We start from the raw sequence: 26,994 nt of genomic DNA, 5'->3' as shown, positions 1-26,994 counted from the left end.
CGGGCGCGGGACGGTCCGGGAAGGGAAGGCCCGTGACGGGCCTGGTATCCGGGCTCAGGACTCGGCCGCCGCCCGTCCCGCCTCCAGCCGTGCGACCGGGATGCGGAACGGTGAGCAGGAGACGTAGTCGAGCCCCACCTCGTGGAAGAAGTGCACCGACTCGGGGTCGCCGCCGTGTTCGCCGCACACTCCGAGCTTGAGGTCCGGGCGGGTGGCGCGGCCCGCCTCCACGGCGAGCCGTACGAGCGCGCCGACGCCGTCCTTGTCGATGGTCTCGAAGGGGGAGACCCCGAAGATCCCCTTCTCCAGGTAGGCCGTGAAGAAGCTGGCTTCCACGTCGTCCCGGCTGAAGGCCCACACGGTCTGGGTGAGGTCGTTGGTGCCGAAGGAGAAGAAGTCGGCGGACTCGGCGATCTGGCCGGCCGTCAGCGCCGCGCGCGGCAGTTCGATCATCGTGCCGAGTGTCAGGTTGAGCTCCACCCCGTTGCCCTGCTCGACCTCGGTGATGACGGCCTCGGCCTCCTCACGGACGATCTCCAGCTCCTGCACGGTGCCCACCAGCGGAATCATGATCTCCGCCCGGGGGTCGCCGCCGCCGGCCTTGCGTTCGGCCGCCGCCTCGGCGATGGCCCGCACCTGCATCGTGAACAGTCCGGGCACGACCAGCCCCAGCCGTACGCCGCGCAGTCCCAGCATCGGGTTCTGCTCGTGCAGCCGGTGCACGGCCTGCAGCAGCCGCAGGTCGTTCTCGTTGTGGTCCTTGCGGGACTCCGCCAGGGCCACCCGTACGGAGAGTTCGGTGATGTCGGGCAGGAACTCGTGCAGCGGCGGGTCCAGCAGGCGGACGGTGACCGGCAGCCCGTCCATCGACTCCAGCAGCTCGACGAAGTCGCCCTTCTGCAGCGGCAGCAGGGACTCCAGCGCCTCGTCGCGCTCCTCCTCCGTGTCGGCGAGGATCAGCCGCTCGACCAGGCTGCGCCGCTCGCCGAGGAACATGTGCTCGGTCCGGCACAGCCCGATGCCCTGCGCCCCGAACCGCCGCGCGCGGGAGGCGTCTTCGGCGTTGTCGGCGTTGGCCCGTACCCGCAGCCGCCGCACCCGGTCCGCGTAGGCCATGATCCGGTGCACCGCCTGGACCAGTTCGTCGGCGTCGTCGGCACCCGCGTGCATGCGGCCCTCGAAGTACTCGACGACCGGGGACGGCACGACGGGCACCTCGCCCGCGTACACCTTTCCGGTGGAGCCGTCGATCGAGACGACGTCGCCCTCCTCGATCACCAGTCCCCCGGAGGTCTTCAGGCAGCGGCGTTTGGTGTCGACCTCCAGCTCCTCCGCGCCGCAGACGCAGGTCTTGCCCATGCCGCGGGCGACGACGGCGGCGTGGGAGGTCTTGCCGCCGCGCGAGGTGAGGATGCCTTCGGCGGCGAGCATGCCGTCGAGGTCGTCGGGGTTGGTCTCACGGCGGATGAGGATGACCTTCTCGCCGGAGCGGGACCACTTGATGGCGGTGTAGGAGTCGAAGACGGCCTTGCCGACGGCCGCGCCCGGCGAGGCCGCGATGCCCCAGCCGATCTGGTCGGCGCCGCTCACGCCGCCGTTGCTGTCGAAGCGGGGGAACATCAGCTGTGCGAGCTGGTTGCCGTTGACGCGCTGAAGCGCCTCGGCCTCGTCGATGAGGCCCTGGTCGACGAGCTGGGTGGCGATGCGGAACGCGGCGGCGGCCGTACGCTTGCCGACCCGGGTCTGCAGCATCCACAGCTTGCCGCGCTCGATGGTGAACTCGATGTCGCACAGGTCCCTGTAGTGCGTCTCCAGGGTCTCCATGATCTGCATCAGCTGGTCGTAGGACGGCTTGTCGAGCCGCTCAAGCTCGGCGAGCTGCACGGTGTTGCGGATGCCCGCGACGACGTCCTCGCCCTGCGCGTTCTGCAGATAGTCGCCGTAGACGCCCTGCTGGCCGGTGGCGGGGTCGCGGGTGAAGGCGACGCCGGTGCCGGAGTCGGGGCCGAGGTTGCCGAAGACCATGGAGCAGATGTTGACGGCCGTGCCGAGGTCGTGCGGGATGCGCTCCTGGCGGCGGTAGAGCCTGGCGCGGTCGCCGTTCCAGGAGTCGAAGACCGCGGTGACCGCGAGGTCCATCTGCTCGCGCGGCTCCTGGGGGAAGTCCCGGCCGGTCTCCTTGTGCACCAGGCCCTTGAACTTCTCGGCCAGCGCTTTCATGTCGGCGGTGTCCAGGTCGATGTCGCTGGTGACGCCCTTGAGGCTCTTGGCCTGCTCGATGGCCTCGGAGAAGACCTCGCCGTCCATGCCCAGGACCGTGTCGCCGAACATCTGGATGAGGCGGCGGTAGGAGTCCCACGCGAAGCGCTCGTCACCGGACTGAACGGCCAGTCCGTGCACGGACTCGTCGGAGAGTCCGATGTTGAGGACGGTGTCCATCATCCCCGGCATCGAGAACTTCGCGCCCGAGCGGACGGAGACGAGGAGCGGGTCGTCGGCCTGGCCGAGCTTCTTGCCCATCTTCCGCTCCAGGGCGTCGAGATGGGCGCCGACCTGTTCGCGGAGCGCGACGGGCTCCTCACCACGCTCGAGGTACTCCTTGCACGCCTCGGTGGTGATGGTGAACCCGGGCGGGACCGGGAGGCCGAGGTTGGTCATCTCGGCGAGGTTGGCCCCCTTCCCACCGAGGAGGTCCTTGAGATCCTTGTTGCCCTCAGTGAAGTCGTAGACGAACTTCTTTGCTGCTTCATGATCCGGCACGGGACTCGACCCCTCGTGGACGGCTGCCCTGACGGCGGGGAGCGTACCCAGATCGAAGGCACGGAGGTACGTCCAGCCATGCGCCAAAGGGCGGTAACCACCCGTCCGCCGAGGATCGAAGGTGACGGCCGTCTCATCCGGTCGCGAAGATCAACTCCATAAGTCGAACCGACCGCTCCGACGAGCTACGGCGACTCCCGTCCCGCACACGCGGAGTGACCGCGCTCTTCGGGAGATGAATCTAGGACCGGTAAAGTTCAGCGCTGCTCCTTGGAGATGTGGATCGCACAAGTGAGCGCTCATTTGAGCACACCTCTGATCAAGGTGGCGAGGATCACGCGCACGAGGGACGTCGGATCTCACGATGCGGACTCGGATCTCCCTCCTCATACGGGGGTCGGAACCCACACCCGTACGAGGAGGACGCCCCCCCCGTACGGGCAATCCGCTCCCGGCACCCAGGCGGGGGCAGTGCGGTCAGGGCGCCCGGGTCGCGGCCTGCTCCAGCAGCTCCTGAAGCCGCAGGCCGCGCTGAGCGTCGAGCTGCGAGGACCGGCCGGCGCGCACCGCCGCCGCGAACTGGCGGCGCAGCTCGGGCCAGCACTCGTCGAAGTCGAACCCGGCGGTGTCGTAGACCAGTTCGCCTTCCTCGCCGTACAGCTCCACCCGGGTACGGGAGCCCGGCAGCCGTACCGTGCCCGACAGCGACGCCTGGCTGACCGCCCCGTTCTCGTGCTCGCAGGTCAGCTCGACCCAGCGGCGCGGGTCACCCGCCGCCCGCACGGACGCGACGGGGCCGACCGCCATGTCGAGCAGATCGAGCAGATGGGGGCCCAGGTCGAGCAGCGCGCCGTGCTCCAGGCGCCAAGCGGTGGCCTGTTCACCGCCCAGGAAGACGCCGTGCAGATAGCAGGAACGGGCTCCGGAGACCTTCAGCTGCCGTGCACGCGTGAGGAATTCGCGCGTCTGCGGGTGGTAGCGCTTGCTCAGTACCAGCTGCGAGACGACGCCGCTGCCGGCCACCGCATCCGCGACGGCACGGGCCGAGGCCAGGTCGGGTCCGAGGGGCTTCTCCAGCAGCAGCGCCCGTCCGGCGCGGGCCGCCCGCACCGCGAGGTCGGCCTGCACGGCCGGTGGGACGGCGAAGGCCACCGCCTCGCACCGGCCGAGGAGTTCGTCGAAGGAGGCGGCGGGACGGCCGCCGTACTGCGCGGTGAGCTCTGCCGCCGCCTCGGGTCTGCGGGCCCACACGGAGACCAGTTCCGTCTCGGGACCGGCGGCCAGCATCGGGGCGTGCATCGTGCGGGCCCAGGGCCCGGCACCGACGAGGCCGACCCGTATCGGGGCGCTGTTGCGGGGCTCGTTCATGGCGTCCTTCGTTCCGGGAGTACGTCGGTGGAGGCCGTCGTCGAGCAGGCGCGGCGCGGTCAACCCGATTGTGCGGCGAGCCGGGCGTCGGCCCGGTCCGGGGCGTAGAGGTCCTCCACGACCATGGCGGCGGCTCCGGCGAGGCCCGCCCGCTCCCCCAGCCGGGAGGTGACGACGCTCAGGTGAGCGGTCGTACGGGGCATGGCGCGCTGGTACAGCAGCTCCCGCACACCTGTCACGAAGGGCGTGCCCGCGAGGTCTCCGGCGATCATCAGCACGCCCGGGTTGAGCAGGGTGACGACGGTGACCAGCACCTCCCCCACGCGGCGTCCCGCCTCCCGCGCGAGCCGCACCGCGTCCGGCTGCCCGGCGGCCAGGTGTTCGCGTACGCCGGAGACCGAGGAGGGCCGGATGCCCGCGTCCGCGAGCTGCCCGGCCAGGGCTCGGCCGCTGGCGACGGCGGCGAGGCAGCCGTAGGAGCCGCACATGCACAGCGCGTCGGCACAGTCGTGCAGCCGGATGTGGCCGATGTCGCCGGCGCCGCCGTCGATGCCGCGGTAGATGCTGCCGTCCACGACGACGCCCGCACCGATGCCGGTGGAGACCTTCACCAGCAGGAAGGCCGCGCAGTCCTGGTGCGACGCGCGCTGCTCGGCGTACGCCATCAGGTTGGCGTCGTTGTCGACGAGTACGGGCACGCGGCCGGCGCCGTCGCCGAACTGCCCCGCCCACGCCTCCTGGAGCCGCCGGCGTATCGGGTAGCCGTCCCAGCCCGGCATGATCGGCGGCTGGACGACCAGGCCGGAGGCGAAGTCGACGGGGCCGGGCACGGACAGGCCGATGCCGCAGACCTGCTCGTGCGAAGTGCCGGTCTCCTCCAGCAGGTGCGCGAACCAGCGTGCGAGATGCCCGAGGACGTCGTCGGGCCCGTCGGCGATCAGCATCTCGCCGGAGCGTTCGGCCAGTACCGTGCCGGCCAGGTCCAGCACCGCGGCGCTCGCGTGCCGGGTTCCCAGGTCCGCGGCGAGCACGACGGCGTGTCCGGCGTCGAACTCCAGCCGGGTGGAGGGCCGTCCGCCGGTGGAGCCCTCGGCGTGCTCCGGGTCGCCCTCCCGTACCCAGCCCGCCGCGAAGAGCTGGTCGAGCCGGTGCCCGACCGTGGACCTGGAGAGACCTGTCGCCCGTTGGAGGGCGCCGCGCGTGGTGGCCCGTCCGTCACGGATGAGCCGGAGCAGATGGCCCGCGCTCGCCTGGTTCCCGCTCATCGGCTCCTCAGCTCTTGTCCGCGCCGCTGGTCAGGCCCTCGGTCAACAGCCTTTCCGCGGCGAGGAAGAGGACGACCACCGGGATGGTCAGCACGACCGATCCTGCCATCAGCACGGTCTTGGACACCTCGATGCCGTTGGCGAGTTGCTGGAGGCCGAGGGAGACGGTCCAGTTCTCGGGAGTCGCGGCGAGGAAGAGCAGCGCGAAGAGGAACTCGTTCCAGGCGATCATGAAGATGTAGAGCCCGGTCGCCATCAACGACGGTGCCGCGAGGGGCAGTACGACCTTGCGCACCGTCTGGAGCCGTGTGCAGCCGTCCAGGGCCGCCGCCTCCTCGATGCTGAGGGGGATGGTGGCGAAGTAGTTCTTCATCATGTAGATCGAGACCGGCACGGTCTGCGCGATGTAGACGATCGCGAGCCCGACGAGGCTGCCCTGGAGCCCCATCCTGGCGAACATCACGAACAGCGGCACGGCCAGCAGCGTCGCCGGGAAGAGGTACACGGCGAGGAAGAGCGCGCTCAGGTGGCGTCCTCCGAAGAACCGCAGCCGGCTGACGGCGTAGGAGCCGGGGATCGCGGCGAGCATGGTGAGCACCACGGCGCCGACCGAGGCCATCGCGGAGTTGGAGAGCATGTGCAGGAAGCCCTGGCCGCCCTCCGAGGTCGGCTTGAGCACCTCCTCGTACGTGCTCAGGGTGAACTCCTTCCCGGTCACCCACAGCCGCCCGGGGTCGAGGAGGAGGGCGTCGATGGGTTTCACCGACAGCAGCAGCATGTAGTAGAAGGGCGCCAGCGTGATCACGGCCAGGAAGGCGATCACCACCCAGCGCAGCACTCCGAAGAGCCGCTCCTCGAACCGCGCCCGGCTCATGGGGACTTGTGCGCGGCTCATGAAGCCTCCTCCTGGACCCTCTTGCCGAAGAACGTGAAGTACAGGCCCAGCAGGGCCATGAGGACCACGGCCAGAACGAGCGCCTGGGCTGCGGCGGCACCCACGTCGAAGCGCGCGGTGAGGAAGTCGTAGACCCGTACCGCGACCACGTCGGTGCCCGAACCGCCGCCGGTCAGAAGGTAGATGTCGTCGAACTTGTTGAACGTCATGATGAAGCGCAGCACGCACAGCAGCGCGATGACCGGCATCAGCTGCGGCAGCAGCACGTGCCGGAAACGCTGCGACGGCGCGGCGCCGTCCACCTTCGCCGCCTCCTCCAGCCCGTCGGGCACCGCTTGGAGACGGGCCAGCAGGAAGAGGAAGGCGAAGGGGAAGTAGCGCCAGGTCTCGAAGGCGATGACGGTCAGCAGCGCCAGCGGCAGCTCGAACTCCCATCCCAGCAGGGAGACTTCCATGGAGCGGGTGGAGAGGAAGGCGACCGGTTCGTCCCAGCCCAGCAGCCCGGCGCCCCACTCGTTGATGATGCCGAACTGCGGGCTGAGCGCGATCTCCCAGACGAACGCGACGGCCACGACGGGCGCCACGTAGGGCAGCAGCATCGAGCCGCGCACCAGACCACGGCCGCGGAAGGGCTTGCGCAGCGCGAGCGCCGCGATGAGGCCGAGCAGGATGGAACCGGCGGTTGACCCCGCCGTGTAGAGCAGCGTGGTCCACAGGCTGCTCCAGAAGCCGGGCGAGCCGAAGACGTCCTGGAAGTTCTCCAGCGACCAGTTGCCCAGCAGGCTCATGCCCTGGATGTCGACGAGCCGGGCCTTCTGGAAGGCGAGCAGGACCGTCCACAGGATGGGCAGTACGACCACGACGCCCACGACCACCACGGTGGGCGTGACGAACGCGATACCGGCGCGGTTCTCCCGGCCCGCGGCGGTGAGAGGGCGGCGCGGGCCGCGCGGGCCAGGCGTCGGGCCCGGGAAGCGGCGGCCGGGGCGGCCGGGCGCTCGGCCGGCTCCGGTGCCGTCGCCCGGCGGGGAGGCACCGTCGGGTGCCGTGGTGGTGGGGTCGGTCATGGTGTGCGTACCTCGTGTGTGCGGACCTCGGGTATGCGGACCTCGGGTGCGGGGGCGTGGGTGTACGGGCGCGGGGCTGCGGACGATGTGTACGGGCGCGGGTCTGCGGACGGTGCGTGCTGCGCAGGGAGCGCGCGGTTCTGCACGGGTGTGTGCCGCGTGAGCCGGACAGGGCCCGCCACGGCGTCCGTTCACTCCAGGGACCGGCGCAGAGCTGCGACCTCCTCGTCCGCCTCCCGGGCGGCCTCCTGGGGCGAGGTCTGGCCGCTGGTCATGGCGGACACCGCCTTGGGGACGGGTAGTTCGCCGTTGGTGGCGCCGACGAGAGCGCCCTCGCCCTGGGTGATGCCCCAGCGGCGCATCGCGCTGACGCCGTCGGTGAGCCGGTTGAGCAACTCGTCGGGGTAGATGGAGTTGAGCGGTTTGCGCACGGTTGCCTCGACCCCGAGCCGGCTGGAGCGCCAGGCGTCGGTGTACTTCTCCGGGTCGTCCGCGGTGCCCTCGCGGACGGGGATCTTGCCCTCGGGCGCCATCCCGAACCAGTCCTCGTAACCGTCGCTGAGCATGTGTGTGATGAAGGTGCCGGCCGCCTTCGTCTCGGCGGTCTTCGTCATCGCCCAGGAGGTGATCTCGCCGAACTGGACCGGTTTGCTGCCGTCCGGCCCCTTCAGCGCTGTGGTGATGCCGCTGTTCTCCGCGAGGAAAGCCCGGTTCTTCTTGCATTCGGGGCAGCTCGGGACGGCGTCGGCGCGCTGCCCGGACAACTCGTCGAGCAGGAAGGAGGACCACACGATCATCGGCGACCTGCCCGCGAAATAGGTGGCGCGGGTGGTGTCGACAGTCTGGGTTCCGCTGGCGCCGTGCCCGCGGGCGAGGGAGTCGTAGGTGGCGAACGTGCGGCGGCAGGCGGGCGAGTCCAGCGTCACCTCGCCCCCTTCGACGAGTTCGCAGTCGTTGGCCAGCGCGAGGTTCTCGAAGCTCTGCTGTGTGAAGGCGTCACCGGGGTCGGTCGCCAGCGAGATGCCGTCCATGCGGCCGCGGTCGAGCTTCTTCGCTGCCTCCGTCATCGTGGAGTAGCTCTCGGGGGCGCTCAGTCCGGCCTTCTTCAGCAGGTCCTTGCGGTATACGAGGAGCTGCAGCCACGCGTCGGAGGGGACGGTGAGCCGGGTGCCGCCGTCCGAAGTCAGCTTCAGCGCGTTGGCGTTGAAGGTGCCGGGGCCGAGGTCCTCGACGATCCTGCGCGGTTCGGCGGTGTTGAGCAGCCCGTTCCCGTACATCTGCCATGCCTGGCCCATCGGCAGCGAGCCGATGACGTCGGGCAGCCTGCCCGCCGCGGCGGCGGACATGATCAGCTGCGGGAGCTGGCCCTCGTCCACGCCGACCAGTTCCACCTCGACGCCGCTCTTCTCCTCGAATCGGGCGACCATCTTCCGCTCCGCCGCCATCCGGGCCGGAAGGTTCTCCAGCGTCCAGACCGTGATCTTGCCGTCCGCCTTGGCCGGCCCCGTCCGCGCGTCCGCCGAGCAGCCCGCCAGCAGCGCGGCGCCCAGCGTTCCGGCCAGGGCGGCCGCGGTCGTGCGCCTCGCGATCGACCGCCGCGTCCACATCCGCATGCCTCGTCCTCACACCGACTTCCGCTTATCAGGCATGCATCCCAGCACCACTTTTGTCTTTTAACAAGACGTAACCCTCATGTATCTTCGGCGAAACTACGGAAGCCCTTGTCGGAGCCGAGCCGTTCGGAGTGCGTTGTGGAGCGAGTCGTCCAGTTCACCGGGCCGCGAGAGGTCGAGGTGGCCGAGCACGCCAGTGCCGCGCTGCCCGCCGGCCATCTGCGGGTACGCACCCGGTACTCGGGCATATCGGCCGGTACCGAACTCACCGCGTACCGGGGCACGAACCCCTATCTGACCCGCACCTGGGACTCCGAGGCGCGCCTCTTCCGTGAGGGCGCCGCGGGCATCACCTATCCGGTCACCGGCTGGGGCTACTCGGAGGTCGGCGAAGTCACGGAGGTCTCACCGGAGTTGACCGGACGTCCCGGCACTCCGGCCGCCGGCGACGTGGTGTGGGGGATCTGGGGGCACCGCAGCGAGGGCATCGTCCCGGCCGAGCGGCTGGAGGGGCACACGCTTCCCGCCGGAGTCGAGCCGCTGGCGGGGTCGTTCGCCCGCGTCGGGGCCATCGCGCTCAACGCCGTACTCGCCGCCGACATCCACCTCGGTGAGGACGTCGCCGTCTTCGGCCAGGGCGTCATCGGTCTGCTGACCACGCGTCTCGCCCAGCTCAACGGTGCCCGCGTGACCGCCGTCGACGCCCTGCCCGTACGTCTGCCCGTCGCACGCAGGTACGGCGCCGAACTCACCCTCGACGCGCGGGAGGACGATGTCGCCGAGCGCGTGCGGGAGTTCACCGGCGGACGCGGCGCGGACACCGCCATCGAGATCAGCGGCGCCCATCCGGCGCTGCACGAGGCCCTGCGCTCGGTGGCCGTCGGCGGCCGCGTCGTCGCCTCCGGCTTCTACCAGGGGGACGGCACAGGACTGCGGCTCGGCGACGAATTCCACCACAACAGGGCCCAGTTGGTCTGCTCCCAGATCGGCGGGGTGCCGCAGCAGCTCGCCGGACGGTGGAGCGTGGAGAGGCTGCAGCAGACCTTCCTGCGGCTGGTCGCCGAGGGGAAGGTGGAGGTGGAGCCCCTGGTCTCCCACGTCGTTCCGGTTGAGGAGGCGGCCGGGGCGTACGAACTGCTGGACGGACGGCCCGCGGACGCGCTCCAGGTCGTCCTCGAGTTCTGAACCGGCAGGAGAACGGCCCACGGCACACACCCGCCGGCAGGTACCGGCGACGGCGCACCGGCCCCCTCGGCGCACCGGCTCCGCATCACCGCACACCGCACACCGCACACCGCACACCGCACACCGCACCAGCGCGCACCACGCGAAAGGCACCAGGAATGTTCACGACCGCCTGCCAGGAGCAACTGCTGCCGGGGCAGACCCTTCAGGAGAAGTGGGAGTTCGCGCAGGCCGCGGGCTACGACGCCGTCGAGCTGCGCGGAAAGGGCGACTTCCGCTTCCGCGACCGGCTGCCGGAGCTGCGCAGAGCACGGGCGGACGGAGTCGTCATGCCGACTGTGTGCGTCGACATGCAGCACTTCTTCGGCGCCTTCGACGAGGAGTTGCGGCGCGACGCCCTCGCGCAGATGAAGTCGCAGCTCTCGGTCATCGCCGAACTGGGCGGCACGGGCGCCCAGACCCCCGCCTCGTACGGCATGTTCTCCCGGCGGCTGCCTCCCTTCGAGCCGCCGCGCAGCGAGGAGGAGGACCGCGAGGTGCTGCTCACCGGCCTGACGGAACTGGGTGAACACGCCCGCCGCGAGGGCGTCACCCTCTACCTCGAACCGCTCAACCGGTACGAGGACCACATGGTCAACAGGCTGAGCCAGGCAGCCTGGTTGATCCGTGAGACCGGCCTAGACTCCGTGCGCATCGGCATCGACAGCTACCACATGAACATCGAGGAGGCGGACCCGCCGGCGGCGATACTCGCCGCGGCCCCGTACATCGGGCACGCTCAGGTCAGCGACTCCAACCGCTTCCAGCCCGGTGCCGGGCACCTGGACTGGCCCGCCTGGCTCGGCGCCCTCGACAGCGCCGGCTACACCGGACCGCTGGCCCTCGAATGCAGGCTGACCGGTGACGACACCGCCGGGGCACTGCGGTCCGTGCCCTCCTTCCTCGCCCGGGCGGCGGCGTGAGCCCCGCCCCGCCCGCTCCTGTGCCTGCCCCGGCGCCGGAGCAGGCGGCGGCCCCCGCCGCAGGAGGCGGACTCCCGCCGCACGCAGAACGGTTGGACCACTCCGGGCGCCTCCGGCTGCGTGCCGACGCGCGCCGCGTCCTGCTCGGCAACTGGACGGGCGCCTCGACGGTGCCCTCCCGCGGCCTCTATCCGCACCAGTGGAGCTGGGACTCGGCGTTCATCGCCATCGGGCTGCGCCATCTCTCCGCGGTCCGCGCCCAACGGGAGCTGGAGACACTGCTGTCGGCGCAGTGGGGCGACGGACGCGTCCCGCACATCGTCTTCAGTCCGCACGTGCCGCTCGACGCGTACTTCCCCGGCCCGGACTTCTGGCGCTCCTCCACCCGCGGCACCGCGGCCGGGGCCCCGCGCGAGGTGGAGACGTCCGGGATCGTCCAGCCTCCCGTGCACGCGCTCGCCGCGTGGCTGGTGCACTGTGCCGACCCGGCCCTCTCCCGGCGGCGCGGATTCCTCACCCGCGTCCTGCCGCGGCTGAGGGCGTGGCACCGCTATCTCGCGGACAGCCGCGACCTGGGCGGGGGCGGTCTCGCCGCGGTCGTGCACCCCTGGGAGCCGGGGATGGACAACAGCCCCTGCTGGGACGGCCCGTTGGCACGGATCGAGCCCGCCGCCGCAGGCTCCTTCCGCCGCGCGGACCTCACGCACGGAGCCGCCGCCGACCGGCCCACCGACCTGGACTACGGGCGTTACGTACGCCTGGCCGCCGACTACCGCGAGCACGGCTACCGGGACGCGGACGCGCCGCACCCCTTCGCCGTCGAGGACCCGGGATTCAACGCGCTGCTCGCGGCCTCCGAGCACGCGCTGGCCGCGGTCGTGGACGAACTCGGCGGCGACGCGGGCCCGCACCGCGAGAGGGCAGCCGCGATGACGGACGCGCTCGTACGGCGCCTGTGGTCGCCGGAGGCCGGTCAGTTCCTGTGCCGGGACCTGCGCGCAGGGCGCCGCGGCGGCCGGCGCGAGCGGGACGGAGAGGCGGAAGGCACAGCGGGGAGGGAAGCAGAAGGCACAGCGGAGTGGGAAGCGGATGCGGACGCGGGCGGCGAACTGGTGGACGTACGCAGCGTCGCCGGGCTGCTGCCCCTGATCGTCCCCGGGCTGCCCCGCCGTGTCACCGACTCCCTGCTGCGCACGGTCCGCGGTGAGCACTACGGGCTGGGCACACGGGTACGGCTGGTGCCCAGCTACGACCTGCTCGGGCCCGCCTTCGACCCGTACCGGTACTGGCGCGGGCCGGCCTGGTTCAACGTCAACTGGCTGCTGGAGCGCGGGCTTCGGCGGTGCGGGGAGCAGGAGGGGGCCGACTCCCTGCGGGCCGACGTGCTCGCCGCGGCCGCCTCGTCCCGATTCGCGGAGTATCTCGACCCGTACACGGGAAGCGGACGGGGAACGTCTGACTTCAGCTGGACCGCCGCCCTCGCCCTCGATCTGCTCCACCCGCCCGAGTACGGGTCCGAGCGCGAACCGGAGGCCCGGCCGACCGAGTTCACCTCAACGCACGGACCACAGCGCACGTCCGAGTCCGAGGAAGGACCCTGACCCTGTGAATGCGACCGAGCACCGACTGCTGGTCCACGACGGCACGTTCGCCGTACTGGGCCCCTCCGGCGATGTCACCGGCACACCCGGATGGGCCCTGCCGAGTGTGCAGTCCGAAGGCAACGTGCCCGAGGGCCTGTTCGTACGGGACGCCCGCCACCTGAGCCGCTGGCAGCTCACCGTCGACGGCTCCGCCCCGGCCGTACTGGTGCCCGCGACGGACAGCACCGGCACCGCCGTACTCACTCCGCACGGAACCCGCGAGGAGCCACCCGCCTACACCGTCTTCCGCGAACAGGCCGTCGAGAGCGGCGTGCTGAGCGAACGTATCCGCCTCACCAGCAATCTGGGCGAAGCGACCACGGCACGGCTGTCACTCACCGTCGACGCCGACTTCGCCGACCAGTTCGAGCTGCGCTCGGACCACCGCTTCTACGACAAGCCGCACGCCGTGCGTACGCGCAGGGCACGCGCGGACGGCGTCGACTTCGGCTACCGCCGCGGCGAGTGGCACTCCCGCACGGCTGTCACGGCCGAGCCGCCACCGGAGACCGTCGAGGAGACGGGCAGTTCCGCGCGGCAGCTGAGCTGGCTGCTGAGCCTCCCGCCGCACGGCACGGCCGAGTTGCGGCTGCGGGTGACGGCACACCCGCACGGCGGGGACGGCGGGGACGGCGGCACCGGCGGACGGGAGGAGGAGGGCGGACTCGCCGACCCCACCGCCGTCCTGGCACGGCTGAGGGCGGGTACGACCGACTTCACCTCGGCGGAGCCCGTGCCCGCCTCGCTCACCGACTGGCCCCAACTGGCCCGCGCCTGCGAGCAGGGGCTCACCGACCTCGCCGGGCTGCGCGTCACGGCGCCGGGTCCGGACGGGGAGTCGCTGCTCATACCCGGCGCGGGCGTCCCCTGGTTCCTGACCCTCTTCGGCCGCGACTCCCTCCTGACCTCGCTGTTCACGCTGCCGCACCGGCCCCGGCTTGCCGAGGCGACGCTGCTCGCGCTGGCCGCGACCCAGGCGCGGGAGCACGAGGACGAACGCCTCGCCCAGCCCGGCAAGATCGTGCACGAGGTGCGGCACGGCGAACTCGCCCACTTCGAGCAGGTGCCCTACGGACGCTACTACGGCTCGGTCGACGCCACACCCCTCTTCCTGATCCTCCTCGGCGCGTACAACGAGCGGGTGCCCGCGGACGACTCGGACGGTGTTCCCCTCGCCCGCCGTCTGGAGCCACAGGCACGCGCAGCCGTCGACTGGATGTTCGAACACGGGGGTCTCGACACCCACGGCTATCTCGCCTACCACGCCCACGAACGCGGCCTGGCCAACCAGAACTGGAAGGACTCGCCGGGCTCCGTATGCACCTCCGACGGCACACGCCCCACTGGCGCGGTCATGGTCGCGGAAGTGCAGGGGTACGCCTACGACGCGCTGTGCCGTACCGCCGCACTCGCCCGTACCGTCTGGCAGGACGAGGCGTACGCGGAGCGTCTGACGAAGGCCGCCCAGCTGCTGCGGGAACGGTTCAACGCCGACTTCTGGATGACGGAGCACGACTTCCCGCTGATCGCCCTCGACAGTGCGGGCACCCGCGCGGACGCCCTCGCCTCCAACGCGGGTCATCTGCTGTGGTCCGGCATCCTCGACGACGACAGGGGACGTGCCGTCGGCCGGCGGCTGCTGGAGCCGGACTTCTTCTCGGGCTGGGGCGTGCGCACACTGGCGGAGGGCCAGGCCCCGTACCACCCGCTCTCCTACCACTGCGGCAGCATCTGGCCGCACGACAACGCCCTCATCGCCCTGGGCCTCGCCCGCCACGGGCTGTCCGCGCAGACCCGCAAGCTCGCGCACGGCATGGTCGACGCCGCCGCACGTCAGGGCTACCGGCTCCCAGAGGTGCTCGCCGGCTACTCACGCGGCGACCACCCGGACCCGGTGCCCTATCCGCACGCCTGCTCACCGCAGGCATGGTCCGCCGCAACGCCGCTCGCTCTGCTGACGGCGCTGGAAGGCGCCGTGTGACCCCGGCCTGAGCGGTTCCCACCGGGTCCGTCCTCCCTCTCCCCGCCCCCTTCGCCCTCGCGGCAGGGAACGGTGACGGGCGGGCGGACCCGCGCACCTCTCGGGGGTGGCCGGAGGGCCCACACGCACGACGGCCCAGGGCATGCCGCATGCCTGACGGGAGAGGGGTCAGACGACGGCGGGGCTGACGACCGTCACGCCGGGAGAGCCGGGCACCGGGATGTCCATCTCCATCAGCGCCTTGGGCGCCTCCTCCAGCCCGATCGTGCGCCGCAGCAGCAGCTCCGGACGGAGCGCACCCGACTCCACCATCCCCAGCATGGCCGGGTACTCGTGGGCCTGGACACCGTGGCTGCCGACGATCTCCAGCTCGTGGGCGACGACGAGGTCCATCGGGACCGCCGCCGCGGCCTGTGAGGCGGGCAGCAGCCCGACCTGCACATGACGCCCCCTGCGGCGCAGGCTCCGTACGGACGCCGCGCACGTGCGGGGATCGCCGAGGCAGTCCAGCGACAGGTGGGCGCCGCCGCCGGTGAGTTCGGCGACCGCGGCCCCGGCGTCGTCCACCGTGGAGGCGTCCACCGTGGCCGCGGCGCCCAGCTCGCGGGCGAGGTCCAGGGCGGCGGCCGAGACGTCGACCGCCACGACGCGCGCACCCACGGCCACCGCCACCATGACCGCCGACAGACCGGCGCCGCCGCAGCCGTGCACCGCCACCCAGTCGCCGGCGGTGACACCGCCCTGCCGGACGACCGCGCGGAACGCGGTGCCGAAACGGCATCCCAGCGCCGCCGCTGCCGGGGAGTCCAGTGACTCCGGGAGCGGAACCAGATTGCCGTCGGCGTGGTCGATCGTCACGTACTGGGCGAAGGAGCCCCAGTGGCTGAAACCGGGCTGCCGCTGCCGTTCACACACCTGCTGGTTGCCCGTCGCGCACTGCGCGCAGGTGCCGCAGCCGCAGACGAACGGCACGGTCACCCGCTGCCCCGTCCACGGCAGCCGCACCTGGGGCCCCGTGCCCACCACCGTCCCGGCGAACTCGTGTCCGCCGACGTGCGGCAGCCGCACGTCCGGGTCGTGTCCCCGCCACGCGTGCCAGTCACTGCGGCACAGCCCGGTGGCCGCCACCTCGATGACGACACCGCCGGGAGCGGGGGACGGGTCCGGAACGGTACGGAGCACGGGAAGCTGCCCGAACTCCTCATAGACGATGGCCTTCACGAGCGGGAAGTATCCCAGCCCCGTGCTCGGCGTGCTGCCGTTCCGGGCAGAAGTTCCTCAGCCGCCGGAGGTGTCCGACTCCGCGTCCGCGTCGACGCCGCCGGCGCAGTCGTTGGGGTCCTTCAGCCAGCCGTCGGGCAGCACCACCTTGTTGCGCCCGTGCGTGCGGCCGCGGGGACCGTCCGCGCCCTGCGGCCACGGCTGGTCCAGGTCGAGCCCTTCGAGCAGTTCGGCCATCTCCTCCAGCGAGGAGGCGACAGCCAGCCGCTGCCGCGCCTGCGACCCGACCGAGAAGCCCTTGGTGTACCAGGCGACGTGCTTGCGGAAATCGATCACGCCGCGGGCCTCGTCACCGAGCCACTCCCCCAGCAGCGCCGCGTGCCGCAGCATCACCCGGGAGACCTCACGCAGGCCGGGCCGCGCGTACTCCTGCGGGCCCGCCCCCTCGAACGCCGCGACGAGGTCGGCGAACAGCCACGGCCGCCCGAGGCAGCCACGCCCCACGACCACGCCGTCGCAGCCCGTCTCGCGCACCATCCGCAGCGCGTCGCCGGCGGACCAGATGTCGCCGTTGCCCAGTACCGGGATCTCCGGCACCGCCTCCTTCAGGCGCGCGATCGCGTCCCAGTCGGCGGTGCCGCCGTAGTGCTGCGCCGCCGTACGCCCGTGCAGGGCGATGGAGGTGACGCCCTCGTCGACGGCGATACGGCCGGCGTCCAGATACGTCAGGTGGTCGTCGTCGATCCCCTTGCGCATCTTCATCGTGACCGGGAGAGAGCCGGAGTTGCCCACGGCCTCGTGCAGGATGGCGCGCAGCAGCGGCCGCTTGTACGGGAGCGCCGAACCGCCGCCCTTGCGGGTGACTTTGGGCACGGGGCAGCCGAAGTTGAGGTCGATGTGGTCCGCCAGGTCCTCGTCGGCGATCATGCGGACCGCCTTGCCGACGGTGACGGGGTCCACACCGTAGAGCTGGATCGAGCGCGGCCGCTCGCTGCCGTCGAAGCGCACGAGCTGCATGGTCTTCTCGTTCCGCTCGACCAGCGCCCTCGTGGTGATCATCTCGCTGACGAACAGCCCCTTGCCGCCGCTGAATTCGCGGCACAGCGTCCGGAACGGCGCGTTCGTGATCCCCGCCATCGGCGCCAGCACCACGGGGGGCTGGACGGCGTGGGGACCGATGTGAAGCGGCGACGTCATGGCGGGGGTGTCCTCCGGGAGGCACGGGCGTTTCGGGGCGGCGGGCCGGCGCGCACAGCGCCTGGGCCGCCCCCATTGTCCCGCATCCCCGGTTCCGGCCCGACAGGCACCGGTCGGCCGGGACCGTCCGCGGCACTGACAGGATCGTGCCATGGGCGCGGACCGGTGGAGCACGCACGGGGTGGAGCTGGGTCCGCACAGCGTGACCAAGCGTTTCCTCGGCGCGGACCAAGGCGGAGGCGAGCGTGAGTGGCGGGCGCTGCGCCTGCTCGAGAGGCACGCCCCGGGGCTGGCACCCGCTCCCCACCATGCAGATCTCACGGCCCCGGAACCGGTGATCGTGATGTCGCGGCTGCCCGGTGAGCCGCTGCGCGGACGCGTGCCGGACGGCGAGCAGACCGCTGCTCTGGCAGACGCGGTGCGCCAACTCCACGCCGCCGTCCCCACCGGTGACCTGGCCCCCGTTCCACCGAGGCCCGGCGGACGACGGGATCTGCTCGGCTCGCTTCGCTCCTGGGCCCCGAACTCCCGGGCACTGCCCGGCGGCGCTGTGGGCGTGCCATGGCGGCGGGAATGGAGTGGCTCGAGAGCGCCGGACTGGAGGAGCCCGGGGAATCCGGGGAGCAGGAAGTTCCAGCCGTCTTCGGAGCGGGGGACGGCAATCTCGCCAACTTCCTCTGGGACGGCCGCCGAGTCCGGATCGTCGATTTCGAGGACTCCGGTCGCAGCGACCGCGTGTTCGAACTGGCGGAGATCACCGAGCATGTGGGCTGCTGGGTGGAGGAACCGCTCGACGTGGCGTCCTTCCTGGGGCACTTTGCCCTGACGGCAGCGGAGTCCGCGCAACTGGAGAAGTGCCGGTGCCTGCTCGCGTTGGTCTGGCTGTTCCTGCTCCGGTTCGACGAGGCCGGGGGCCGCCGCAATCCGCCCGCCACCGCCGACCGGCAGGCCGACAGGCTGACCGCGCTGCTCCGGTGAAGCGCGCTGAAAGCGGCAGAAGCGGTCGGGCCCCGGCACGGAGGTCTCCGGTGCCGGTTGTCGGACCGTGCCGCTACGTTGGGTGACGACTGGATCACTCACCAGGAAAGGCGCATCATGACGGTGATGCTTGAGCGACCGACGCCCATAGAGACCCCCGACGGCCCGGCCCGGTTCCAGGAGCTGTGCCGGACTCTTCTGACCATGGAGGTGCCCGACGGCTACCGGGCTGAGATCATCAGGGGGAGCATCGTCGTGTCACCGTGGTCGCAGAGGTTCTACCTGCCCATCATGCGGTCCGTCCGGGCACAACTGGAGCCGCACGCCCCAGCGGGACACGTCGTCGACGTCGCGCCCTTCCTGTTCTCCTTCCCCGAACAGGAACGAGGCTACGGGCCCGACGTGTACGCGGCGGACGAACGCGCCTTCCATGGCCGAGGGCGCTACGTCGACGGCGAAGCGCTCTCCCTGGCGGCGGAGCTGACCTCCGACTCGAGGCGTGACGCCGACTGGGAGGAAAAGGCTCCCGTCTACGGCAAGCAAGGCGTGCCGGTCTATCTGCTGCTGGACATGCGGGAGGAGTCGGCCACCGTCTTCTGGGCGCCGTCCGAGAAGGGCTACACGTCCCGTACGACCGTGCCGTTCGGCAAGACGCTGCACATTCCGGCACCGTTCGACTGCGAGCTGGAGACGGTCGGCTTCGGGGCACCGGCCGAGCGTGCTGACGGGAAACCGGACGACGGCTGACCGCCCGTCGGCGGGGGGCGAGCGACGCGAAGTGCCCGACACGTCCGCGAAGTTCTGCGGACCGGCCGGGCACTTCACCCCTGCTTCACTTCTGCTCGCTCAGCAGCCGAGCAGCCGCCCCGCGAGGTAGCCCTCGATCTGGTCGAGGGAGACGCGGTCCTGCTTCATCGTGTCGCGTTCGCGCACCGTGACGGCGTTGTCGTCCAGGGTGTCGAAGTCGACGGTGATGCAGAAGGGCGTGCCGATCTCGTCCTGCCGGCGGTAGCGGCGGCCGATGGCGCCGGCGTCGTCGAACTCGATGTTCCAGTGCTTGCGCAGCGTCTCCGCCAGCCCCCGCGCCTTCGGCGACAGCTTCTCGTTACGGGAGAGGGGGAGCACCGCGACCTTGACGGGTGACAGCCGCGGGTCGAGGCGCATCACGGTGCGCTTCTCCAGCTTGCCCTTGGCGTTGGGCGCCTCGTCCTCGATGTAGGCGTCCAGCATGAAGGCGAGCATCGCCCTGTTGACGCCGGCCGCCGGCTCGATGACGTAGGGAATCCAGCGCTCGCCCGCCTCCTGGTCGAAGTACGACAGGTCGTGGCCGGAGGCCTTGGAGTGGGCGCCCAGGTCGAAGTCGGTGCGGTTGGCGACGCCTTCGAGCTCGGAGAATTCGTTGCCGCCGAAGTTGAAGCGGTACTCGATGTCGGCGGTGCGCTTCGAGTAGTGGGAGAGCTTCTCCTTGGGGTGCTCGTACCAGCGGATGTTCTCCTCGCGGATGCCGAGGCCCGTGTACCAGGACCAGCGCTGCTCCATCCAGTACTCGTGCCACTTCTCGTCCTCGCCCGGCTTGACGAAGAATTCCATCTCCATCTGCTCGAACTCACGGGTGCGGAAGATGAAGTTGCCGGGCGTGATCTCGTTACGGAACGACTTGCCGGTCTGCGCGATGCCGAACGGCGGCTTCTTGCGCGAGGTCTGCTGCACGGCGGCGAAGTTGGTGAAGATGCCCTGCGCGGTCTCGGGCCTCAGGTACGCGACGGAGCCCGCGTCCTGGGTGGGGCCGAGGTGGGTGGAGAGCAGCCCGGAGAACTGCTTGGGCTCGGTGAAGGCGCCCTTGTTGCCGCAGTGCGGGCAGTTGACGTCGGCGAGGCCCTGGGCCGGCAGCCGCCCGTGCTTGGCCTCGTAGGCCTCCTCCAGGTGGTCCGCGCGGAAGCGTTTGTGGCAGGAAGTGCACTCGGTCAGCGGGTCGGTGAAGGTGGCGACGTGCCCCGACGCCTCCCACACCTGGGGGGCCAGGATCACCGAGGAGTCGATCCCGACGACGTCGTCGCGCGAGGTGACCATGGCGCGCCACCACTGGCGCTTGATGTTCTCCTTGAGTTCCACGCCGAGCGGCCCGTAGTCCCAGGCGGCGCGCTGGCCGCCGTAGATCTCGCTGCACGGGTACACGAAGCCACGGCGCTTGCTCAGGCTGACGATGGTGTCGATCTTGTCGGCGGCCACAGTGCTCTCTTCATCAACGGCGGACGGAATACTTCAGGTTACCGATCCAGGAGGGGGCGGGATCAAATCGGTGCGGCATCGGTGCCGGATCGGCCGTCGGCGGACACATCATTTGACAATCGTTTCCAAGAAGGCTGAAAATGAGTGTCATGAACGCTTCCCGACGATTCATACGCACCGTCTCAGCCGCCACGGCCCTCGGCCTCGGCGGGGTCACGCTCACCGCCTGCGGGGGCGGCTCCGGCGACGAGGAGAACGGCAAGGTGAACGTCGTCGCCTCGTTCTACCCCATGGAATATCTCGCCGGGCAGATAGGCGGCGAGCACGTCGAGGTCGAGTCGCTGACCAAGCCCGGCGGAGAGCCGCACGACCTGGAGCTGAGCCCCCAGCAGACCGGCCGCCTCAGCGAGGCCGACCTCGTCGTCTACCTCAAGGGCCTGCAGCCCGCGGTGGACGAGGGCATCCAGCAGGCCGAGCCCGAGCACGTGGCCGAGGCCTCGTCGTACACCTCTCTCAAGAAGCACGGAGAAGACGTCCACGGCGAGGAGGACCACGCCGAGGAACACGGGGAAGGCGGGCACGGGGAGACCGGGCACGAAGAAGGCGGTCACGACCACGGGCACGACCACTCCGCGGGCGGCCAGGGCGACGACCCGCACGTCTGGCTCGACCCGGTGCGCTACGCCGAAGTGGCGGAAGGCGTCGGCGAGCAGCTCGCCAAGGCCGACCCGGCCCATGCGAAGGTCTACAAGAAGAACGCCGCCACCCTGGTCGAACGCCTCGACGCCCTCGACGCGGACTTCGAGAAGGGTCTGAAGAACAAGAAGACCGACACCTTCATCACCACCCACGCCGCCTTCGGCTACCTCGCCGACCGCTACGGCCTCCATGAGGCCGCCGTCTCCGGCGTCGACCCCGAGTCCGAGCCGAGCGGCGCCCGCATGAAGGAACTGCACAAGATCGCGAAGGAGGACGACGTCGACACCGTCTTCTTCGAGGCGAGCGCCAGCGACAAGACCGCCAAGACCCTCGCGGGCGACCTGAATCTCAAGACCGGTGTGCTCAGCCCCCTGGAGAGCGTGCAGAACCCGAAGCGCGACGACTACTTCTCGGTCATGCGCCAGAACCTGACCTCGCTGCAGACCGCCCTCGGCGCGGTCTGAGGACACCGGCCCGGTGTCCTCCCCGGCTCCGTGGCAGCCCCCGAACCCGCAGCTCCCCGGCCCTCACCCGTACAGGCGACCGCCGGGCACCGACCACACAGGAAGGCCCCGCCCATGGCCGCCGCACCGGAGACCGTGTTGTCCCTCCGCGCCGCCACCGCCTCGCTGGGCGCACGCGCCGTCCTGCGCGGCGTCGACCTGACACTGGGCCGCGGCGAGGTCGTCGCCCTGCTGGGCGCCAACGGCTCCGGCAAGTCCACGGCCGTCCGCGCCGTCATCGGGCAGGTTCCGCTCACCGGCGGAGAGCTGGAACTCTTCGGCACCCCCTTCGCCCGCTTCCGCGACTGGCGCCGCCTGGGCTACGTACCGCAGCGCTCCACCGCGGCGGCCGGTGTCCCCGCCACCGTGCGGGAAGTGGTCTCCTCGGGACGGCTCGCCCGCAGGGGGCTGCGTCCGCTCGGCCGCTCCGACCGGCGGGCAGTCGGCCGTGCGATGGAGCTGGTCGGTCTGTCGCACCGCGCGGGGGACTCCGTGAACGCCCTCTCCGGCGGCCAGCACCAGCGGGTGCTCATCGCCCGCGCGCTGGCCGGCGACCCCGAACTGCTGCTCATGGACGAGCCGCTGGCCGGGGTGGACCTGCCCAGCCAGGAGGTCCTGGCCTCCGCGCTGCGCGAGCAGGTCGGCGACGGGACGTCGGTCCTGGTCGTCCTGCACGAGCTGGGCCCGTTCGCCCCGCTGATCGACCGCGCCGTGGTGCTGCGCGACGGCCTGGTCGAGCGCGTCACCGACCCCGAGGCGCTGCACGACCTGGCCTGCCATCCGCACGACACTCCCGGTCCTCAGGCGGACGCCTCGGCGATCGGGTCCGGACTGTCCGTGAGCGAAGTGAACCCGGGGACGCACGTATGACCGAGCTGCTCGACTACCCCTTCATGCAGCGTGCGCTGCTCGCCGCGCTGCTGGTGGGCATCGCGGCACCGGCCGTGGGCATCTACCTCGTCCAGCGCCGTCAGGCGATCATGGGCGACGGCATCGGCCATGTCGCGCTCACCGGCGTCGCCCTCGGCTTCCTGCTCAACACCAGCCCGGTGTGGACGGCGGTGCTCGTCGCCTCGCTCGGCGCGATCGCGATGGAGCTGATCCGCTGGTACGGGAAGGCACGCGGCGACCTCGCCCTCGCGATGCTCTTCTACGGCGGCATGGCGGGCGGCGTCATGATCATCAACTTGGCGCCGAACGGCTCCAACGCCTCGCTCACCACCTACCTCTTCGGCTCCATCACCACGGTCTCCGACTCCGACGTGGTCGCCATCGTCTGCCTGTCGGCCTTCGTCCTGGCCGCCTCGCTGGGGCTGCGGCGGCAGCTCTTCGCCGTGTGCCAGGACGAGGAGTTCGCCCGGGTCACCGGCCTGCCCGTACGGATGCTCAATCTGCTGCTGGCCCTCACCGCGGCCGTGACCGTCACGGTGGCGATGCGGGTGGTGGGACTGCTGCTGGTGAGCGCGCTGATGGTGATTCCGGTGGCCGCCGCGCAGCAGGTCACCCGGGGCTTCGCCACCACACTCGGGCTGTCCGTGCTGTTCGGGGTCTCCGTTACGCTCTCCGGCACCGCGACCTCGTACTACGCGGACGTTCCGCCGGGCGCGAGCATCGTGGTGCTGGCGATCGCGCTGTTCGCCGTGGTGACGGCACTGGGCGCGCCCCTCGCGCGCCGCGGGGCCGGCCGGGCCGGTACCGCGGCCGACGCGGACACGGGCGCCGAGGCCGGGACCGGGACCGGTCCGGAGTCCGAGGGCGTCACCGGCGGAGCGTCCAGGGCGTAGGGACGGTGCCCCGACTCCTGGCACAATGACCGAGCAGGTCCGCAGAGCGACCAGACGAACGAAGGAGAGCGCGTGCCCACCGCAGGTCCCCCTGTTCGCGGCCGGTCGACACGGCAGCGTGCGGCCGTCTCGGCGGCCCTGGCCGAGGTCGAGGAGTTCCGGAGCGCGCAGGAACTGCACGACATGCTCAAGCACCGTGGGGACTCCGTCGGTCTGACCACCGTCTACCGCACGCTGCAGTCCCTCGCCGACGCGGGTGAGGTCGACGTGCTGCGCACCGACGAGGGCGAGTCGGTCTACCGCCGCTGCCACAGCGACGACCACCATCACCATCTGGTGTGCAGGCGCTGCGGCAAGGCCGTCGAGGTCGAGGGCCCGGCGGTGGAGAAGTGGGCGGAGTCGGTCGCCGAGGAACACGGATTCGTGAACGTCGGCCACACCGTCGAGATCTTCGGTACGTGCGGGGAGTGCGCCGCCGGGAAGAAGTGAGCGGCACGCACCGCTCCGTCTCCCCGGCCGCCGTGGACTGAAGACCTAGCGGTCCTGGAACGCCGACGCCGGAGGCAGCTTCACGTCGGTGCAGTCGCGGCGCTCGGCCACGTCGGACACGTACGCGCGCAGCGCTTCCCGCGCCCGCTGGGCCACGACCCGCTCGTACGGGTAACTCGAGGTCATGACGTGCACGGCGGGTTCGCCCCGGCAGGTGGAGGAGGCCCACCACAGACCGTTGATGCTTCCCGCGGTGCCGGGACGCAGGGTGACCTGTTTGCGCCCAAGGCCGTCGGAGACGACGTCCCTGGCGGCGTCCCTGAAGTAGCTCTCGAACTGCATCCACCACGGCGAAGTACTCAGGGCAGTACCGAGGTTGGTGTCCCCCATGAGTTTCTCGTGCCGGTTCCACAGGGTGGTGGTGAGGGAGGGGCTCACTCCGAGCAGGCAGCTCTCCTGCCAGGCCGCGCTCCCCGCTTGGGCACCCAGCGCCCGGTCGGGGAGTTCGCCGCGGCCGGACTCGCGTACCAGCCGCGCGTACCAGGCACAGGCGCCCGCTGCCTTCTCCGGCTCACCCAGCTTTGCCGGGGGTTCCGGGAGCCGGTGGGGCGGCGCGGCGACACGAGTACGGCATCCGAGCTTGTGCGCGGCCTTCCTCGTGGCGCGGGTCGCCATGTCTGCAAGGGCCAGGCGGTCGGATTCCGTCACACGTTCCACGTCCTCGCCGTCCGGGGCCGTCGCCCGCACGAACAGGGAAGTCTCGTCCTCGGAGTTGCCCTTGCACCGGGCGCGCACCACGACGCTGTCGTCGGTGAAGTAGCCTGACCTGCCGTCCGCCAGGGGCTGGGGCAGCGGCTCGGGCGCACGGCGGGTCATGTCCCTCGACGGCCCGTCCCAGCCGTGTCGTTCGAATGGCCCCTCTTCGGAACCGACTATGTTCGCGTAGTCGCTGCCCGGCTCCCGGGCGACAAGCAGCTCGAAGTGCGCGTACGTGGTGCCGGGCTCCCCGACCCGGTAGATCCGGCAGGAGCCGGTCGGTTTGCCATCGTGGAAGCTTCGGTCACCCGGGGTCCCGATTCTGGTGGCCCCGTCACTGTCGGGCTTGACCCTCACGGCTCCCCCGCGCAGGGCGAGCACCGCGTCGGGGTCGACCAGTCGCGCACAGGCCCGATCGATTTTCGCGCGGCTCGCCTCCCGGTCCCGGTGGTCCTCGTATTGCCCCCACAACACCCGGCCGACGACGCCGCTGCCGGCCACCACGGCCAGGGATATCAGCACGATGAGCGTCCGGCGCGCGCCGCGCCTGGACCCGAGGAGCCTCCGGTCCCCGGGGGGAGGAGGGCCATCGGCGTCAGCGTCAGGAGAAGTGCCGTCAGGCGTGGTTGACATGACGCGACACTACGACGACTCGCCTTCCGGGGCTCCCCCGCCCTTCGTTCCGCCGTCCAGCGGCTGCGCGCCGCCGAAGCGGCGGTCGCGGCGGGCGTACTCCAGGCAGGCCCGCCACAGGTCACGGCGGTCGAAGTCCGGCCAGAGGACGTCCTGGTAGACCATCTCCGCGTAAGCGCTCTGCCAGATCAGGTAGTTGGACGTGCGCTGCTCGCCCGAGGGCCGCAGGAAGAGGTCCACGTCGGGCATGTCGGGGTAGTAGAGGTACCGCGCGAGCGTCTTCTCGTTCACCTTCGAGGGATCGAGCTTCCCGGCCCGTACGTCCTGGGCGATGGCCTGCGCGGCGTCCGCGATCTCCGCACGGCCGCCGTAGTTGACGCAGAAGTAGAGCGTCATCGCGTCGTTGTCCACGGTCTGTTCCTGCGCGACCTGCAGCTCGCGCACCACGGACTTCCACAGCTTCGGCATCCGGCCCACCCAGCGGATGCGGATGCCCAGTTCGTCCATCTCGTCGCGGCGGCGGCGGATGACGTCACGGTTGAAGTTCATCAGGAAGCGCACCTCTTCGGGTGACCGCTTCCAGTTCTCCGTCGAGAAGGCGTACAGGGACAGGTTCTTGACGCCGATCTCCAGGCAGCCCTTGAGCACGTCCAGGACGACGCCCTCGCCGACCTTGTGGCCCTCCGTGCGCGGCAGCCCGCGCTGCTTGGCCCACCGGCCGTTGCCGTCCATCACGCAGGCCACATGGCCGGGCACCAGCTCTGCCGGGATCTTGGGCGGGCGCTCACCGGAGGGGTGCGGCTCGGGGGTGACGTACTCGCGATGCTGCCGTTGCAGCATTCCGCGGCGTGCCATGGGCGTTCAGCTCCAGGGGACGGGATCGCTCGGATCGGGATGCGGTTCGGGGTGGACCAGGGTGGTTCGGGGTGTATCAGGATGCGTGGGGCAGTGCGAGCGTAGCCGACCGGTGGACGTCGACGCCGGTCAGGACCGCTCCGCCCCGGGAGTGCGGTCGACGTAGCGCAGCGAGCGCAGGCCCCGCTCCATGTGCCAGTGCAGATAGGCCGACACCAGGCCGGTGCCTTCGCGCGCGTGCCGCGCCTCGGCCGCGTCCGCCGTCTCCCAGTCCGCGGTGAGCAGCGCCCCCAGCAGCCGCAGCGCCTCCGGCGAGGGTACGACGCTGCCGGGGACCCGGCACTCGCCGCACACCACGCCGCCGGAGGCGACGGAGAAGAACCTGTTGGGGCCGTGCAGGCCGCACTTGGCGCAGTCCTCGAAGCTGGGCGCGTACCCGCCCATGGCGAGCGACCGCAGCAGGAAGGCGTCGAGCACCAGACCGGGCGTGTGCTCACCGGCGGCCAGGGTGCGCAGCGCGCCCACCAGCAGCAGATACTGCTGCACGTTGGGCTCGCCCTCGTGGTCGGTGAAGCGCTCGGCGGTCTCCAGCATGGCCGTACCGGCGGTGTAGCGGGCGTAGTCGCTGACGATGCCCCGGCCGTACGGCGCGATGGTCTCCGTCTGGGTGCACAACGGCAGCCCCCGGCCGACCAGTTCGCTGCCCCGTGAGAAGAACTGCACGTCGACGTGGCTGAACGGCTCCAGCCGGGCCCCGAACTTCGACTTCGTCCGGCGCACCCCCCGGGCGACCGCCCGCACCCGTCCGTGCCCGCGCGTGAGCACAGTGATGATCCGGTCCGCCTCACCCAGCTTCTGGGTGCGCAGCACTATGCCGTCGTCGCGGAACAGGGTCATGCGGACATTGTCGC

At 71.0% G+C, this 26,994-nt stretch carries 22 protein-coding genes and 1 pseudogene; 11 read left to right on the top strand and 12 right to left on the bottom strand.

The features are described from left to right. Positions 1–54: 54 nt before the first annotated feature. The 6 genes from ppdK to H343_RS0119785 all read right to left on the bottom strand — a co-directional run bounded on the left by ppdK (position 55) and on the right by H343_RS0119785 (position 8,968). Positions 55–2,760 (bottom strand): pyruvate, phosphate dikinase, encoded by a 2,706-nt coding sequence (gene ppdK / locus H343_RS0119810; RefSeq protein WP_028432573.1) that lies wholly within the window; start codon positions 2,758–2,760, stop codon positions 55–57. Positions 2,761–3,237: 477 nt separating this feature from the next. Further along, positions 3,238–4,128 (bottom strand): Gfo/Idh/MocA family protein, encoded by an 891-nt coding sequence (locus H343_RS0119805; RefSeq protein ID WP_028432572.1) that lies wholly within the window; start codon positions 4,126–4,128, stop codon positions 3,238–3,240. A 59-nt stretch (positions 4,129–4,187) separates the two neighbouring features. Then, positions 4,188–5,393 (bottom strand): ROK family transcriptional regulator, encoded by a 1,206-nt coding sequence (locus H343_RS0119800; RefSeq protein WP_028432571.1) that lies wholly within the window; start codon positions 5,391–5,393, stop codon positions 4,188–4,190. A gap of 7 nt (positions 5,394–5,400) precedes the next feature. Further along, a complete protein-coding gene (locus tag H343_RS0119795; protein ID WP_028432570.1) occupies positions 5,401–6,267 on the bottom strand; it encodes a carbohydrate ABC transporter permease in 867 nt (288 codons plus the stop codon). A gap of 17 nt (positions 6,268–6,284) precedes the next feature. Beyond that, complete coding sequence (locus H343_RS31660; RefSeq protein ID WP_078505927.1) at positions 6,285–7,355, bottom strand: carbohydrate ABC transporter permease; 1,071 nt, start codon at positions 7,353–7,355, stop codon at positions 6,285–6,287. Between the two features lie 191 nt (positions 7,356–7,546). Further along, entirely contained in the window at positions 7,547–8,968 is a 1,422-nt protein-coding gene (locus H343_RS0119785; RefSeq protein WP_028432569.1) for an extracellular solute-binding protein, read from the bottom strand. A 138-nt stretch (positions 8,969–9,106) separates the two neighbouring features. Between H343_RS0119785 and H343_RS0119780 the strand changes: the two genes are divergently transcribed. The 4 genes from H343_RS0119780 to H343_RS0119765 all read left to right on the top strand — a co-directional run bounded on the left by H343_RS0119780 (position 9,107) and on the right by H343_RS0119765 (position 14,739). Beyond that, positions 9,107–10,153 carry a zinc-dependent alcohol dehydrogenase gene (locus tag H343_RS0119780; RefSeq protein WP_028432568.1) on the top strand — a complete coding sequence of 349 codons (1,047 nt, stop codon included), beginning with the start codon at positions 9,107–9,109 and terminating at the stop codon, positions 10,151–10,153. Between the two features lie 158 nt (positions 10,154–10,311). Then, complete coding sequence (locus tag H343_RS0119775; protein ID WP_028432567.1) at positions 10,312–11,115, top strand: sugar phosphate isomerase/epimerase family protein; 804 nt, start codon at positions 10,312–10,314, stop codon at positions 11,113–11,115. 92 nt (positions 11,116–11,207) lie between these two features. Continuing rightward, positions 11,208–12,716, top strand: a complete 1,509-nt coding sequence (locus H343_RS35615) for an MGH1-like glycoside hydrolase domain-containing protein (protein WP_486586970.1) — start codon at positions 11,208–11,210, stop codon at positions 12,714–12,716. A 4-nt stretch (positions 12,717–12,720) separates the two neighbouring features. Then, positions 12,721–14,739, top strand: coding sequence for a glycogen debranching N-terminal domain-containing protein (locus H343_RS0119765; protein WP_028432566.1), 2,019 nt, complete (start codon positions 12,721–12,723; stop codon positions 14,737–14,739). Positions 14,740–14,907: 168 nt separating this feature from the next. Here H343_RS0119765 and H343_RS0119760 read toward each other — a convergent pair whose 3' ends face one another. After that, positions 14,908–15,960, bottom strand: a complete 1,053-nt coding sequence (locus H343_RS0119760) for a zinc-dependent alcohol dehydrogenase family protein (RefSeq protein WP_028432565.1) — start codon at positions 15,958–15,960, stop codon at positions 14,908–14,910. 57 nt (positions 15,961–16,017) lie between these two features. Next, positions 16,018–17,157, bottom strand: a complete 1,140-nt coding sequence (gene dusB, locus H343_RS0119755) for a tRNA dihydrouridine synthase DusB (protein WP_028432564.1) — start codon at positions 17,155–17,157, stop codon at positions 16,018–16,020. 151 nt (positions 17,158–17,308) lie between these two features. Here dusB and H343_RS36045 point away from each other — a divergent pair. The 3 genes and pseudogenes from H343_RS36045 to H343_RS0119745 all read left to right on the top strand — a co-directional run. Continuing rightward, positions 17,309–17,632 (top strand): annotated as a pseudogene (locus tag H343_RS36045) (phosphotransferase); the annotation flags it as partial. Positions 17,633–17,730: 98 nt separating this feature from the next. Beyond that, positions 17,731–18,135, top strand: coding sequence for an aminoglycoside phosphotransferase (locus H343_RS34950; protein ID WP_486586969.1), 405 nt, complete (start codon positions 17,731–17,733; stop codon positions 18,133–18,135). A 126-nt stretch (positions 18,136–18,261) separates the two neighbouring features. Further along, positions 18,262–18,882, top strand: a complete 621-nt coding sequence (locus H343_RS0119745) for a Uma2 family endonuclease (protein ID WP_486586968.1) — start codon at positions 18,262–18,264, stop codon at positions 18,880–18,882. 99 nt (positions 18,883–18,981) lie between these two features. Here H343_RS0119745 and H343_RS0119740 read toward each other — a convergent pair whose 3' ends face one another. Further along, positions 18,982–20,364, bottom strand: coding sequence for a glycine--tRNA ligase (locus H343_RS0119740; RefSeq protein WP_028432561.1), 1,383 nt, complete (start codon positions 20,362–20,364; stop codon positions 18,982–18,984). A gap of 149 nt (positions 20,365–20,513) precedes the next feature. Here H343_RS0119740 and H343_RS0119735 point away from each other — a divergent pair, with 149 nt between their 5' ends. The 4 genes from H343_RS0119735 to H343_RS0119720 all read left to right on the top strand — a co-directional run bounded on the left by H343_RS0119735 (position 20,514) and on the right by H343_RS0119720 (position 23,839). Then, positions 20,514–21,527: a metal ABC transporter substrate-binding protein gene (locus H343_RS0119735; RefSeq protein WP_037904407.1), complete on the top strand. Its 1,014-nt coding sequence runs from the start codon at positions 20,514–20,516 to the stop codon at positions 21,525–21,527. 114 nt (positions 21,528–21,641) lie between these two features. Next, positions 21,642–22,436, top strand: coding sequence for a metal ABC transporter ATP-binding protein (locus H343_RS0119730; RefSeq protein WP_037904405.1), 795 nt, complete (start codon positions 21,642–21,644; stop codon positions 22,434–22,436). Beyond that, positions 22,433–23,350 (top strand): metal ABC transporter permease, encoded by a 918-nt coding sequence (locus H343_RS31650; protein WP_051265570.1) that lies wholly within the window; start codon positions 22,433–22,435, stop codon positions 23,348–23,350. Before H343_RS0119730 ends, H343_RS31650 begins: the two co-directional genes overlap by 4 nt. Positions 23,351–23,422: 72 nt before the next feature. Continuing rightward, complete coding sequence (locus H343_RS0119720; protein WP_028432558.1) at positions 23,423–23,839, top strand: Fur family transcriptional regulator; 417 nt, start codon at positions 23,423–23,425, stop codon at positions 23,837–23,839. A 45-nt stretch (positions 23,840–23,884) separates the two neighbouring features. On the opposite strand, the gene H343_RS0119715 is transcribed toward H343_RS0119720, so the two are convergent. The 3 genes from H343_RS0119715 to recO all read right to left on the bottom strand — a co-directional run bounded on the left by H343_RS0119715 (position 23,885) and on the right by recO (position 26,980). Then, on the bottom strand, positions 23,885–25,228 hold the full coding sequence (locus tag H343_RS0119715) for a hypothetical protein (protein ID WP_028432557.1): 1,344 nt from the start codon (positions 25,226–25,228) through the stop codon (positions 23,885–23,887). 9 nt (positions 25,229–25,237) lie between these two features. After that, positions 25,238–26,083: an isoprenyl transferase gene (locus H343_RS0119710; RefSeq protein ID WP_028432556.1), complete on the bottom strand. Its 846-nt coding sequence runs from the start codon at positions 26,081–26,083 to the stop codon at positions 25,238–25,240. Positions 26,084–26,212: 129 nt separating this feature from the next. After that, the gene (recO, locus tag H343_RS0119705) at positions 26,213–26,980 is read right to left on the bottom strand and encodes a DNA repair protein RecO (protein ID WP_028432555.1); all 768 of its coding nucleotides are present in this window, start codon (positions 26,978–26,980) and stop codon (positions 26,213–26,215) included. Between the last annotated feature and the right edge of the window lie 14 nt (positions 26,981–26,994).

Source organism: Streptomyces sp. TAA204, assembly GCF_000424965.1.
The sequence above is the reverse complement of the archived record's forward strand: the minus strand, read 5'-3'. Positions and strand labels throughout refer to the sequence as shown.